Origin of the sequence: Pseudomonas helmanticensis, assembly GCF_900182985.1 — a bacterium.
GTDB lineage: Bacteria > Pseudomonadota > Gammaproteobacteria > Pseudomonadales > Pseudomonadaceae > Aquipseudomonas > Aquipseudomonas helmanticensis.
On the sequence record NZ_FXUY01000001.1, the window covers coordinates 2,186,492 to 2,202,205 of the forward strand.

At 63.6% G+C, this 15,714-nt stretch carries 2 protein-coding genes; both read right to left on the reverse strand.

Going from position 1 to position 15,714, the window contains the following annotated elements; all coding sequences use genetic code 11:
* Positions 1-47: 47 nt before the first annotated feature.
* Complete coding sequence (locus QOL84_RS09715; RefSeq protein WP_283437075.1) at positions 48-9,176, reverse strand: non-ribosomal peptide synthetase; 9,129 nt, start codon at positions 9,174-9,176, stop codon at positions 48-50.
* Entirely contained in the window at positions 9,177-15,698 is a 6,522-nt protein-coding gene (locus QOL84_RS09720) for an amino acid adenylation domain-containing protein (RefSeq protein WP_430458728.1), read from the reverse strand.
* Positions 15,699-15,714 lie beyond the last annotated feature (16 nt).

The following is a 15,714-nucleotide window of genomic DNA, read 5'->3' on the forward strand; positions in this document are numbered from 1 at the left end:
CCTGGTGCGGCCCATGGGCCGCACCTCTATCGAAGGTTGAAAAAGGCTCAGACCGGCTGCGCCAGGCAGTGGTCGATCAAGGCTTGCAACTCGTTCTGGTAATCCGCCATCAAGCGTTCGACGGTGCTGGTGCGGTAACGGCGGGTGCTGTAGATGCAGCGGAACGCCAACCGTCCGTTGTACACCTGCCCGACCAGCTCCAGCCAGTTGGCCATCCCGGCGTCCATGTCGTAGCTGTCACCGATGTTGTCATCGGCCGGCACCAGCAACGCCTGCTCGTCGAAGCTCTGGTCGAACTGCCCGAGGTAGTTGAACGTCACCCGCGCCTGCGGCAATGCCGCCAGACGCTGCCCCAGCGGTGCACCGGCCATGTGTCGCAAGGCACCGTAGCCGACGCCCTTGTTCGGCAGGTTCTGCAACTGATCGCGCACCGTAACGATCGCCTCGCCCATGTCAGTGTCGTGGCCAGGCGCCAGGCGCACCGGGAACATCGTGGTGAACCAGCCCATGGTGCGGCTCAGATCGAGGTCTTCGAAAAGGTCTTCACGACCATGCCCTTCGAGTTGCACCAGCACCGACGGATCATCGTTCCAGCGGCACAGCACGCGACCCAATGCGGTCAGCAACAGATCGTTGATCTGCGTTTGATACACCGCCGGCGCCTGTTTGAGCAGGCTGGCGGTGAACGTCTCGTCGAGGTTCATCACCGCTTCGGCACGATGGCGTACCAGATTCTTGCCGCGCGGGTTGTCGCAGCGCATTTCCTTGCCCGGTTGATCGAGCGTTTGCAGCCAGTAATCCAGCTCTTCGTCGATCAACGTGCGGGTGTGTGCACTGAGGTGTTCCGCCCAGTCGCGGAAGCTGCTGGTGCGCACCGGCAACTGCGGCTCCTCGCCGAGGCAATACGCGTCGTAAGCGGTTTGCAGATCCTGCAACAGCACCCGCCACGACACACCATCGATGACCAAGTGATGGATCACCAGCAACAGCCGCGCCTCGCCGTCCGGCAAGGTCGCCAGCAAACCGCGCACCAGCGGCCCCTCGCCCAGATTCAGACTGCGTTGCGCCTGGTTGGCGAGCACTTCCAGCTCATCCTTGTCGGCGACTTGATGCACCCACAACAATGGCGCTTGCTGCGCCTGCTGACGGCAATCGTCCAGGCTCTGGTAATGCTGGGTCCAGACCCCGCCCTCACGAACAAAACGCAGGCGCAAGGCATCGTGCTGCATCAGCATGGCCATCAGGGTCTTTTCCAGCGCGACCGCATCGAGGGCCTGCCGCGAACGCAGAATCAGTGCCTGGTTGAAGTGGTGCGGCGCGTTCATTTCTTCGTCGAAGAACCACTGCTGGATCGGGATCAGCGGAAACGCACCTTCGCGCACCACTTGCGTCTGTTCCTCGGCCGCACGGTTGACCACCTGCTGATCGAACAGATTGCCGATGGTCTGGTAACGCATCAGATCACGCAGTTTCAGATCGAGCTTGAGTTGCGGATGGTTACGCGCCCGCGAGATCACTTGCAGGCTGAGAATCGAGTCGCCCCCCAGTTCGAAGAAGTTATCGCTCAAACCAACTAGCTCGACCTGCAACACCTCGGCCCAGATCTGCGCGAGCAAGGCTTCTTCTTCGGTGCGCGGTGCCACGTATTGTTCGACCTGGAACTGCGGCTCCGGCAAGGCCTTGCGGTCGAGCTTGCCGTTGGGCGAAATCGGCATGCGCGTCAGGCACATGATCTGCGCCGGCACCATGTAGTCCGGCAGCCGCGCACGCAGCTCGGTTTTCAGGCGTTCGATCAATCGCGCTTCGTCAGCGCAGTCAGCCACCACATAACCGATCAGTTGCTTGCCGGACACGCCGTCGCGGGCAATGACCACCGCATCCGTGACGTCGTCCTGCAAACGCAGGCAGGCTTCGATTTCGCCGAGTTCGATACGGAACCCACGCACCTTGACCTGATGGTCGGCGCGGCCGACGTAATCCATTACCCCGCTTTCGCGCAGGCGCACCAGATCGCCGCTGCGATACAGGCGACTGCCCGGCGCACCGAACGGATCCGGCACGAAGCGTTCCGCCGTTACCGCCGGCCGACCGTGATAACCACGGGCAACCCCGTAACCACCAATGTGCAATTGCCCGGACAAACCGGCCGGCAGCGGATTCAGATCATCGTCCAGCACCCACAGCGAGCGCTGACCGACCACCCGGCCGATCGGCGCATACGCCGCCGCGCACGGTTCGTCGTTGGCGGCTTTCCACAGCATCGGCGTGACCACGGTTTCGGTCGGCCCATAGCCGTTGGTGATGAATTGCGGCTGGAGAATGCTGCGCACCTGTTGCAGGGTCTGCTCCGGCACCGCATCGCCACCCAGGCAATAAATGCGCACCTTGGGCGCGGTCAAACCGCTGGCCTGCACGTACTCGGCCACTTGCTTGAGGTAGGCCGGCGGGAAACAGGCGATGTCGATCGACCGCGTCTGCAAGGCGTGACAAGTCTGCTCCGGTGTCCACAACTCGTTGTCGCGCAGCACCAGCGTGCCGCCGAACGCCAGAGTGGTCAGCCAGCGCTCGTGGGCGCCGTCGAAGGCGAACGACATGAAGTGCAACTCACGGCTGCTGTGATCCATTTCATACAGTTGGCAGATCGCCTGGCAATGCATGCTCAGCGGACCGTGGGTGACCGCGACACCTTTCGGCAAACCGGTGGAACCCGAGGTGTAGATCAGATACGCGAGGGTATCTTCGTTGACCTGCACCTGTGGCGCCGTGGCCGCGTAGGCATCGGCGTCGAAGTTATCGAGGTCAACCCGTGGCAAGTCTTGCGGCAACGGCAGGCGTGCGGACAACTCGCCACGACTGATCATCAGGCTCATGCCCGAGTCTTCGATCATGAACGCGAGGCGATCGCGCGGGTAATCGATGTCCAGCGGCACATAGGCAGCACCGCTCTTGAACACCGCCAGCAACGCCACCAGCATGTCCAGCGAACGCTCCAGCGCGACGCCGATCAACACTTCCGGGCCGGCGCCGTTGGCGATCAAATGGTGCGCCAGACGATTCGCTCGCGCCTCCAGTTCGGCGTAGCTCAAGTGCTCGCCCGCGCACTCCACGGCGTTGGCCTGCGGACGAATCCGCGCGTGTTCGGCAATCATCAGCGGCAGCCATTCACGCTGGTCGCTTGGCGCCGGTTCCGCGCCCCACTGCTGCAAGGCTTGCCATTGCTGCGGCGCCAGGCGTTGCAGGTTGCCGAGGTATTCGTGCGGCGTGTCGAGCATCGCTTGCAGGGTGATTTCCATGGTTTCGCGAATCCGCTCCACCGCTTCGACACTAAAGCAATCGCGCAGGAACAGGTACTCGATGGACAGCTCTTCGTTGAGATGCACCGCCAGGTCCATCGGGAAGTTGGTCACGTCATGGCTGGCCGAACTGCCGAACCGCAAACCGCCCTTGGCCTCTTCCAGGCGACGGTCGATCGGGTAGTTCTCGAAGACGATGATGCTGTCGAACAGCATCTGTCCGCCCTGCCCCGACCAGCGCTGGATATCCGCCAGCGGTGCGTGGGCGTGGTCACGCAAATCGAGGTTGTAGGCCTGCAACTGGGCGAGCCAGTCGCTGAGGCGCTGCGCCGGTTGCAGGGTCTGGATCACCGGCAAGGTGTTGATGAACAGGCCGAGCATGCTGTCGGCATTTGCCAGGCCTTCCGGACGCCCCGCCACCGTGGCGCCAAAGGCCACGCTGCTTTGTCCGGTGTAGCGTTGCAGCACCAGCAGCCATGCGCCCTGGATCAGCGTGTTGGCGGTCATCCCGTGGGCGCGGCAATGTTGTTGCAGACGGCGGGTCTGCTGTTCATCCCATTTGGTGTACAGCGCTGCGTGGCCCGCCGTCGTGGCGACGTGACGCGGGTGCATCGCCTGACTCAGCGCCGTCGGCTCGGCGAGGGTTTGCAGATGGCCGCGCCAGAATTGCTCGAGGCGATCCTGATCCTGGCTTTGCAGCCACTCGATGAAGTCACGGTAGCGGCCGCTGTCACCGACCACCTCACCACTGGCGTAATGCTGCAGCACTTCGCCGAACAGCTGCGAACTGCTCCAGCCGTCCATGAGGATGTGGTGGCTGGTCCAGATCAGTTGGTGGCTGTCTTCCCCGGTACGGATCAACAGCAAACGCTGCAACGGCACGCGGTGCAGTTCGAAACCACGCGTACGCTCTTCGCGGGCACGCTCGGCCAGACGCTGCTCGCCGATGTCCTGGCCACGCCAGTCGAGCACTTGCAGATCGACCTCGGCGTGATGCTGAACGACCTGGATCGGCGACGTCTGGCCGCCCTGCCAGTGGAACGACGTGCGCAGAATCGCATGGCGACCGATCACATGTTGCCAGGCACGACGGAAGCGCTCCGGGTCCATGCCATCGACCGGCAGGTTGATCTGGTTGATGTACAGGTCATCGCCGTCATCGGACAGGGTGTGGAACAACATGCCCTGCTGCATCGGCGACAGCGGATAGATGTCCTCGATCTCGGCCACCGCCAGCGGCAGTCCGTCGAGTTGCGCCTGGGTCAGGGTTGCCAGCGGGAAGTCCGACGGCGTGATGCCGTGGTTGCCCGGCGCACAGCAATGCTCGACCAGCGCCGTCAGCTCGACAGCGTAGTCATCGGCCAACTGCTGGATAGTCGCTTCGTTGAACATTTCGCGGCTGAAGGTCCAGCTCAGCTTCAACTCGGCGCCGTACACCTGACCGCTGACTTCCAGCCAGTTGCTCAGTGGCGCCAGCGGACTTTGCTCGCGACCGGCGCTTTCCGCTGCCGGGACGAACAGCGCCGCTTCGTCGAACTGGCTGTCGAACTGGCCGAGGTAGTTGAACGTGATACGTGCCTGCGGCACCGCCGCCAATGCAGCGCGGCTGGCGTCATCGCCGAGATAGCGCAAGGCACCGAAACCCAGGCCTTTGTTGGGGATGGCGCGCAGTTGCTCCTTGACCTGTTTGATCGCGTCGGCCAGCGCCGTTTGTGGCGTCAGGCGTACCGGATAGAGGCTGGTGAACCAACCCACAGTGCGGCTCAGATCGATGCCGTCGATCAACTCTTCACGGCCATGCCCTTCAAGCTGGATCAGCGCCGAAGTGTCGCCGGTCCAGCGGCAGATCACCCGCGCCAGCGCGGTCAACAGCAAGTCATTGACCTGGGTGCGATAGGCCGCCGGGGCCTGTTGCAGCAGTTTGCGCGTCAGCGCCTTGTCGAGCTGCGTGCGCACGCTCAAGGCCTGATTGTTGGCGAGACGGCCATCGGCATTGACGCGAGGCAAATCCTGCGGTGCGTCGAGCAATTGTCCGCGCCAGAAATCCAGTTCGCCGGCAAGGTTGGTGGTGTGCGCCTGCAAGCCTTCGGCCCAGTGCTTGAAGGCGCTGGTCTTGGCCGGCAACTTCAGCGGCTGGCCGTCCTGCAACTGCCGGTAGGCGTCTTGCAGGTCTTCGAGCAGAACGCGCCACGACACACCGTCGACGGCCAAGTGATGGATCACCAACAACAAACGCTGGCTGCCATCGGCGAGGCTCAACAACATGCCGCGCAACAGCGGACCGTTGTGCAGATCGAGGCTGCGCTGTGCCTCTTCGCACGCGGCTTCGACTTCATCGGCGCTGTTCAGCGCGGTCTGCCACAACAGCGTCTGCTGCGGCTCGACGGCGCGGTGTGCGGCGCTCCAGCCATCGGCGTTCTGCGTGAACGTCAGGCGCAACGCGTCATGGTGGCGGACCAGCGCTTGCAACGCCTGCTCCAGCGTAGCGCCGTGCAAGGCTTGCGCAGGCTTGAGCAGCAACGACTGATTCCAGTGCTGACGCTGGGGAATGTCGGTCTCAAAAAACAGCTGCTGGAACGGCAACAGCGGCGTGCTGCCGGTCACCGGGTTCTGGTCGATGCGCACACCGCCGTCACCCACGGTCGCCACGCTGGCCAGACCGCGAATGGTCTGGTGCTGGAACAAGTCCTTGGGAGTGAAGTGCAGCCCGGCCTGACGGGCACGGCTGACCACCTGGATCGAGATGATCGAATCGCCGCCGAGGGCGAAGAAGTTATCGCTGACACCGATTTGTTCCAGGCCCAGCACTGACTGCCAGATGTCCGCCAGTCGCTGTTCCATGGCATTGCCCGGTGCCTGATATTGCTGCTGCGCGACGCTGGCGTCGGGTTTCGGCAAGGCCTTGCGGTCGAGTTTGCCATTGGGGCTGAGCGGCATTTGCGCCAGCGCCAGCCATTGTGTCGGCACCATGTATTCGGGCAATTGCTGCTGCACATGCGCAGCGAGGTTCTGACGCCAGTCGGCGCTTTCTTCGGCAAGGACGACATAAGCCACCAACTGCTTGCCGTCGATCACCAGCACCACCGCTTCACGCACGGCCGGGTGTTCGAGCAGGCGCGCTTCGATCTCGCCCATTTCGATACGCAAGCCTCGCAGCTTGACCTGATGGTCGATGCGCCCGGCGTATTCGATCACGCCGTTGTCGCGGTAGCGTGCCAGGTCGCCGGTGCGATAGATGCGCTCGCCATGGCCATACGGGCTGACGGCAAAACGTTCGGCGGTCAACGCCGGACGCTGGTGATAACCCCGGGCCAGGCCGACACCGGCGAGGTACAGCTCGCCGAGCACACCGACCGGCACCGGTTGCAGTTCGTCGTCAAGGATGTAGCAGGCCAGATTGGCAATCGGTTCACCGATCGGCACGCTGTCGCGGCCTTCTTCGACACAGGTCCAGTGGGTCACGTCGATGGCCGCTTCCGTCGGGCCATAGAGATTGAACAGCCCGGCCTGCGGCAGCTTGGCGAACACCTGCAACTGCGCGTCGGCGGGCAACGCTTCACCGCTGCAAACGATGCGTTTGAGGCTGCCGCAGGTCGCGACCTGATCATCCTGCAGGAAGGCCTGCAACATCGACGGGACAAAGTGCAGCGTGGTGACCTGCTCGCGATTGATCAGCGCCACCAGCGTCGCCGGATCACGGTGATCGCCGGGAGCGGCAACCACCAGGCGCGCGCCGGTCATCAGCGGCCAGAAGAATTCCCAGACCGATACGTCAAAGCTGAACGGGGTCTTTTGCAGCACCGTGTCACCGGCGCCCAATTGATAGGCCTGTTGCATCCAGCACAAACGGTTGGTCAGCGCCGCATGACGGTTGCCGGCACCCTTGGGTTTGCCGGTCGAGCCCGAGGTGTAAATCACGTAGGCGAGGTTTTCCGCATCCACGGCAACCTGTGGATCGGTCGCGGGATAATCTTGCAGATCGCCGAGGCTATCCAGCGCCAGGGTCTGAACCTGCTCGCTCAGCGGCAGGCTGTCGAGCAGCGCCGCTTGGGTCAGCAGCAACTTCACGCCGCTGTCTTCGAGCATGTAGCGCAGGCGCTCCGGCGGATATTCCGGGTCCAACGGTACGTAGGCGCCACCGGCCTTGAGCACGGCCAGCAGGCCGACGACCATTTCGATCGAACGCTCCACCGCGATGCCGACCAGCGACTCCGGGCCGACGCCGCTCTCGATCAAGCGATGCGCGAGGCGATTGGCGCGGGCGTTGAGTTGCGCGTAGCTCAGGCGTGTTTCACCGAAGGCCAGCGCCGGTGCATCCGGCGTTTTCGCCACTTGGGCTTCGATCAACTGCTGCACGCTGCTGCTCAGCGGGTAATCCACCGCCGTGTCATTCCAGCCGCGCAGGATCGCCTGGCGCTCTTGTGCGGTGAGCATCGGCAGTTCGCCAATGGCTTGCTGCGGCTGCGCGACGATGGCCTGCAACAGCGCCAACAGATGCTCGCCCATGCGCGCGATGGTCGCGGCGTCGAACAGGTCGGTGGCGTAGATCAGCGACGCGCCGAGGCTGTCTGCCGATTCGTGGGTTTCCAGGGTCAGGTCGAGTTGCGCCTGATGGGTGTCCCAGCTCATCGGTTCGACCTGCAACTGTGCCAGCGAAGCGTTGGCGCCTTGCTGACGAGTGGCGGTCTGGTGGTTGAACATCACCTGGAACAACGGGCTGCGGCTCAGGCTGCGTTCTGGCGCCAGGGCTTCCACCAATTGCTCGAAAGGCAGTTCCTGATGGGCTTGCGCGCCCATCGCCGCCTGTTTGACCTGCTGCAACAACGCATTGAACGGCAGGCGTGGATCAAGTTGCGCACGCATCACCTGGGTGTTGACGAAGTAGCCGATCAAGCCTTCGGTTTCGGTGCGGTTACGGTTGGCATTGGGCACGCCGACGCGAATATCGGCCTGGCCGCTGTAGCGGTGCAGAAAGGTCTGGAACGCCGCCAGCAACACCATGAACAGGGTCACCCCTTCACGCCGGGCGATGGCTTGCAAACCCTGGTTCAACGCCTCATCGAACTCCAGGTCGAGACGCGCGCCGCGATAACTTTGCAGCGCCGGCCGCGCGCGGTCCTGAGGCAGTTCCAGCACCGGTTGTTCGCCACCCAGTTGCTCGAGCCAGTAAGCCAGTTGCCGCTCCCGCTCACCCGCTTCCATCCAGCTGCGTTGCCACAAGGCGTAGTCGGCGTACTGGATCGGCAACGTTGCCAATTCGGTAGCCTTGCCACTGCTGAAACCGGCGTACAGCGCGATCAGCTCATCGACCATCACGCGCATCGACCAGCCATCGGAAACAATGTGGTGCTGGATCAGGATCAGCACATGGTCATCGGCGCCCAGGTGCAGCAATTTCACCCGCAACAATGGCCCTTCGGCGAGATCGAACGGCTGCTGGATCTCGCTTTCGATCAGCTGTTGCAGCACGCCATCCGCGGTGTCGGCGGCAAGGCTTTGCTCAACGATGGTCAGTGCCGCGTTGGCGCGGATTTCCTGCTGCGGGCGCTCACCGTCATGCACGAACACCGTGCGCAGCGTCTGGTGTCGCTCGATCAGGCTGTCGAAGCTGCGTTGTAGCGCGGCGACATCGAGTTGGCCGCGCAGGCGCAGGGCCATGGGAATGTGATAGGCGGCGCTGCCCGGCTCCAGTTGCCAGAGAAACCACTGGCGCTCCTGAGCGTACGACAAACCGAGGCTAGCGAATGCCGACTGCACTTCGGGAATCGGCAGATTGGCCGGGGACACGCCCTCGGCGAGCATTTTGCCGAGGTATTCCTTGCGCTTTTCCAGCGGCAGAGTGATGAAGCGGCGGGCAATCCGCGTGGCGACGTTAATGTCCATTCACGCGTCCTCCATTTCGTCGAGCAGGTCTTCGAGCAAGCTCAGTTTCGAGGCCGTGACCTGTTCACCATTACCTTGCAATTGCGCCACCAGATCCGCCAGTACCGGGTACTGGAAAATGGTTTGCGGGAGCAGCGTCATACCGAGTTCAAGTTGAATGCGCGACACAATGTTTATCACCAGCAGGGAGTGACCTCCCAGTTCAAAGAAGTTGTCGGTCAAGCCGACCTGATCGAGTTTGAGCACATCGCCCCAGATCGCCGCGACCTGTTTTTCGAGGTCACTGACCGGCGCCACATAGGCGTGTTGCAACAGGTTGGCATCGGCCATCGGCAGTGCCTTGCGGTCGAGCTTGCCGTTGGCGGTCAGCGGCAATTGCTCAAGCAGCAACAGATGCGCCGGGATCATGTAGTCCGGCAGATCCTGGCGCAGCCGCAGGCGCACCTGCTCGCGCCAGGCAGCCTGTTCCAGCGGATCGGGCGCTTGCGCAGCGACGATGTACGCCACCAGTTGCACGCCACCGACGCCCGGCTGATCGAGCACCACCGCCTGACGCACTTCGGGCAATGCCAGCAGGCGTGCTTCGATTTCACCGAGTTCGATACGGAAACCACGAATCTTCACTTGATGGTCGATACGCCCGACATATTCGATGCGGCCATCGGTGCAGTAGCGCGCCAGGTCGCCGGTGCGATACAGGCGCGCACCCTCGGCGCTGAACGGGTTGGGGACAAAACGCAGGGCACTGAGGTCGCTGCGGTTGAGGTAACCACGGGCCAGACCGGCGCCGGCAACGTGCAGCTCACCGATGCAGCCGCGTGCGACCGGGTTGAGGTCGGCATCCAGCACGTACCACGCCAGGTCGGCAATCGGCGCGCCCAACGGGCTGCCGGCGGCATTGTCGAGGTCGGCCAGCGACAGCGGCCGGTAACTGACGTGCACGGTGGTTTCGGTGATGCCGTACATGTTGACCAGTTGCGGCGCGCGGTCGCCGAAGCGCTCGAACCATGGTCGCAGGCTCTTCACTTCCAGCGCTTCGCCACCGAACACCACGTAGCGCAGCGACGGTTGCAGCGCGGGAGCGGCTGCGCACGCCACCTGCATCAGCTGCTTGAACGCCGACGGCGTCTGGTTCAGTACCGTGACGCGTTCGGCGCAGAGCAAGGCAAAGAACTCTTGCGGCGAACGACTGACGTCCTGCGGCACGATGACCAGACGGCCGCCATGCAGCAGCGCGCCGAAGATTTCCCAGACCGAGAAATCGAACGCGTAGGAATGAAACAGCGTCCAGCAATCATCGGCGCCGAAGTTGAACCAGCCCTCGGTGGCCTCGAACAGGCGCAACGCGTTGGCGTGGCTGAGCAGCGTGCCCTTGGGCTTGCCGGTCGAGCCGGAGGTGTAGATCACGTAAGCCAGATTGGCGGTGTCGAGCGCAATCTGCGGATCGCTTTGCGCTTGCGCAGCATAGTCATCGCCGAGCGGCAGATGGCTGACCTGCGCGTCGATGGCGACGTGATCGAGCACCCCGGCACCGCTCAACAACAGGCGAATGCCACTGTCCTCGATCATGTATTGCAAACGGTCGGCCGGGTACTGCGGATCCAGCGGCAGATAGGCGCCACCAGCCTTGAGAATCGCCAGCAGGCCGACAATCATATCCAGCGAACGCTCGGCGGCGAGGCCGACCAGCACGTCGGCGCCAACGCCTCGGCCAATCAGTTCATGGGCCAGGCGATTGGCGCGGCGATTGAGTTCGCCGTAGCTCAGATGCTGCTCGCCGAACGTCACGGCAACCGCCTCGGGCGTGCGCTGCGCCTGCGCTTCGATCAAACGGTGCAGGGGTTGTTGTGGGTTCCAGGTCTGCGGCGCCGGGTTCCAGTCTTCGATACTGTGCTGACGCTCGTCAGCCGCGAGCATCGACAGTTCACCGATCAATTGCTGCGGTTGCGCGCTGATGCTGCGCAACAGCGCCTGCCAATGTTCGGCCATCCGCGCAATGGTCGAGGCGTCGAACAGGTCGGCGGCATAGACCAGCGAGGCGAAAATGCCCTCGGCGGATTCTTCGGTATTGAGGGTCAAGTCGAACTGCGCCATCAGGCTGTCCCAGTCGACCTCGCGGATCTGCAACCCCTCCAGCTCGGCCAATGCCGTGCTGTGACGGGCCTTGGCCTGGTGGTTGAACATCACCTGGAACAGCGGGCTGCGGCTGAGGCTGCGTTCCGGTTGCAGCATTTCCACCAGTTGCTCGAACGGCAAGTCCTGATGATCCTGCGCACCGAGCGCCGTCTGGCGAACCTGTTGCAGCAGCTCGCTGAAGCGCAGGCCGCCATGGATATCGGCGCGCAGCACTTGGGTGTTGACGAAGAAGCCGATCAGCCCTTCGGTCTCGACCCGCGTGCGGTTGGCCACCGGCACCCCGACACGAATGTCGTCCTGCGCGCTGTAGCGGTGCAGCAAGGTCTGGAACGATGCCAGCAACAGCATGAACAGTGTCACGCCTTCACGGCGGGCGACGTTGTTCAGCGCCTCACTCAACGGCGCGTCCAGCGCCAGTTCGAAACGTGCACCACGCAGACTCTGGGTGGCCGGGCGCGGACGATCCAGCGGCAGTTCCAGCACCGGTTGCTCGCCGCCCAATTGGGTCAGCCAGTAATCGAGCTGGCGCTCGCGCTCGCCCGCCTCCATCCAGCGCCGCTGCCACACGGCATAGTCCGCGTACTGGATCGGCAGCGCCGGCAGGCTCAGCTGTTCGCCACGGCTGAAGGCGGCGTACAGGCGAATCAATTCATCGACCATCAACTGCATTGACCAGCCATCGGAAACGATGTGGTGCTGGATCAGCACCAGCACATGATCCTCGGCGCTCAGTTGCAGCAAGGTCGCGCGCAGCAGCGGCTCTTCCTGCAAGTCGAACGGCCGGCGGATTTCGGCTTCGACCTGCGCCTTGAGCGCGGCGTCATCGCTGTCGGCGGCGAGGGTGCGCGATTCGATCGGCAGGCTGAACGGCGCCAGAATCAACTGACGGGTGCCGTCGGCCTCTTGCAGGAAGCGTGTACGCAGGCTCTCGTGGCGGGCGATCAGCGTGTCGAAACTGCGTTGCAGCGCTTGCCGGTCGAGCGGCCCGTGCAGGCGCAGCGCGCTCGGAATGTGGTAGGCCGAACTGTGCCGATCCATGTGCCAGAGGAACCACTGACGCTCCTGCGCGTACGACAGCGCCAGCGGCGCGCCACGTTCCAGCGCGACCAATGGCGGTTGCTGCGCGGCATTCGCAGCCTGCGCCAGATGGCCACAGAAACCACCCAGCGTGCTGTGTTCGAACAGCGCCTTGAGTGGCACGTCGAGTTGCAGCGTCTGGCGCACCCGCGACAGCACTTGGGTCACCAGCAGCGAGTGGCCGCCGAGTTCGAAGAAGTTGTCGGTCATGCCAACGCGATCGAGCTTGAGCACTTCGGCCCAGATCTGCGCGGTTTGCTGCTCGAGGCCGGTGAGCGGCGCGACATAGTCTTGCTGCATCAGGCTGGCATCGGGTTTCGGCAAGCCCTTGCGGTCGACTTTGCCGTTCGGCGTCAGCGGAATGTGTTCCAGCACCATCAGGTACGCCGGAACCATGTAGTCCGGCAGGCTGTGTTTGAGGCTGGCACGAATCTGCTCGCGCCAAGCGCCGTGTTGCGCCGCCTCGACCGGTTGCGCGGCAACGATGTAGCCGACCAGTTGTGCGCCGTTCGCACCGTCCTGAGCCAGCACCACCGCTTCGCGCACCGAGTCGAGCGCCATCAGCCGCGCTTCGATTTCACCCAGCTCGATACGGAAGCCACGCACCTTGACCTGATTGTCGACGCGACCTTGATAATCGAATACGCCATCGGCGCGCAGGCGCACCTGATCGCCACTGCGGTACAGGCGCGCACCGGGCGCGCCGAACGGATCGGGAACGAAGCGCTCGGCGGTCAGCGCCGGACGATCCAGATACCCGCGTGCCACGCCGTAGCCACCGAGGTACAACTCGCCGGCCACGCCTTGCGGCAGCGGGTTGAGTTCGGCGCTGAGCACCCAGGTGCTGCGCTCGCCGACACGCTCGCCGATCGGCGCATAGGCCGCGCCGCAACGGGTCTCACGGTCAGCCTTCCACAACAGCGGCGTGACCACGGTTTCGGTCGGGCCGTAGCCGTTGATGATGTGTTGCGGTGCCAGGGCGCGACGCACCCGTTCAAAGCTGTCATTGGGCACCGCATCGCCGCCGAAGCAGTAGATGCGCACCTTGGGCGGGTTGCCTGCGATTTCGGCGAACTCGGCCAACTGTTGCAGATAGGCCGGCGGAAACGCCACCACGGTAACGCCGTGACGCTGCATGGCGCGGTAGGTCTGCTCGGCTGTCCACAGGCTGTCGTCACGCAGCAACAGGCTGGAACCGTGGGTCAGCGGGGTCAGCCAGCGCTCATGCGCACCGTCGAAGGCGAACGACATGAAATGCAGCTCGCAGTCATCCGCCGTCATCGCGTAGCGCTGACCGATCGCCTGGCAATGCATCGCCAGCGGGCCATGGGCTACGCAAACGCCTTTCGGCTGACCAGTCGAACCCGAGGTGTAAATCACATAGGCGAGACTGTGTTCGTGCACTGCAACGGCAGGCGCGGTGTCCGCGAATTCAGCGGTGTCGAGCGTATCGAGGCACAGGCTCGGCAAACCCTGCGGCAGCGGCAATTGGTCGATCAGCGTCGAATCGCTCAGCAACAGGGCGATGCCTGAATCCGCCATCAGGTAGGCCAGACGCTCGCGCGGATAACTGGCGTCCAGCGGCACGTAAGCGCCACCGGCCTTGAGCACCGCGAGCATTGCTACAAGCATTTGCGGGCTGCGCGGCAAGGCGATGCCGATGCGCACTTCCGGCCCCACGCCGTCCAGTAGCAGGCGCTGGGCGAGGCGATTGGCCTCGGCGTCGAGTTCGGCGAAGGTCAGTTGCTGATCGGCGCACCGCACGGCCAGCGCTTGCGGTTGTGCCTGCGCCATGCGCGCAAAACGTTCGTGCACCGGCAGCCGATCCAGTTCCACCAGTGCATTGCTCTGTTGCAGTCGGGCAAATTCATCGCCGCCGAGCATCGCCAATTCACCGATGCGCTGATCGCTGCGAGCGACGATGGCGGCCAGCAGGCTTTGCCAGTGAGCGGCCATGCGCGTGATGGTCGCCGCATCGAACAGATCGGTGGCGTAGACCAGCGACGCGCTGAGGCCAGCGGCGGACTCGTAGGTGTCCAGCGTCAGGTCGAACGGTGCGGTGTGACTGTCCCAGCTCACCGGCTCGACACTCAGCCCAGGCATCTGCACCGATGGCTGCTCGGCCGCTGCGGCGGTCTGATGGTTGAACATCACTTGGAACAGCGAGCTGCGGCTGAGGCTGCGGGTCGGCGCGAGCGCTTCGACCAGTTGCTCGAACGGCAAGTCCTGATGCGCCTGCGCGCCAAGGGCATGCTGTTTGACCTGTTGCAGCAATTGGTTGAAAGGCATTTGCTCGTCGAGTTCGGCGCGCAACACCTGCGTGTTGACGAAGAAGCCGATCAGGCCTTCGGTCTCTTTGCGGTTGCGGTTGGCAATCGGCACGCCGACGCGAATGTCATTCTGGCCGCTGTAGCGATGCAGCAAGGTCTGGAACGACGCCAGCAACAGCATGAACAAGGTCACGCCTTCGCGCCGCGCGACGTCCTGCAAACCTTTGCTGATGGCAACGGGCAGGCTGATGTCGAGGCTCGCGCCACGGAAACTCTGGCTCGCCGGACGCGGATGATCCAGCGGCAATTCCAGCACCGAGGCCTCGCCGCCGAGACGTTCGGTCCAGTAAGCCAGTTGCCGTTCGCGCTCGCCCGCCTCCATCCAGCTGCGTTGCCACAGTGCGTAGTCGGCGTACTGAATCGGCAACGGCGCCAGCGCTGTCGCCTGACCGCGACGGCGGCCGGCGTACAACTGGATCAGCTCATCGATCATCACCTGCATCGATACGCCGTCGGAAACGATGTGGTGCTGCACCGCCACCAGCACATGTTCTTCGGCCCCCAGACGCAGCACCCGAACCCGCAGCAGCGGGCCCTGGAGCAAGTCGAACGGCTCGGCGATTTCCGTCTGGATCAGCGCTTTCAACGCCTTCTCATCAATCCCCTGGACATCCTGCACCGGCAAAGCCAGTGCGAAAGGTGCGTGGATAACCTGCAACGCCTTGCCCTGCTCATCGAGGGCGAAGCCGGTGCGCAGGCTTTCGTGACGCTCGATCAGCGCCGCGAAGCTGGCCTGCAACGCCGGCAGATCCAGCGCCCCGCGCAAACGCAGGGCGGTGGGGATGTGATAAGCCGCACTGTGCGGCTCCATTTGCCAGAGGAACCACTGCCGCTCCTGAGCATAGGAAAGCAACAGGGGCTCTGCGTCACCACGCCGGAAAACCGGGGCGATGCCGTAGAGATTGACCCCCTGTTTGCCCAGTAGAATCGCCAGCGCCTTGCGTTTCTCGGGAGAAAGCGCGCCTACCGATTCAATCAACTGCTGCATGCCGTGG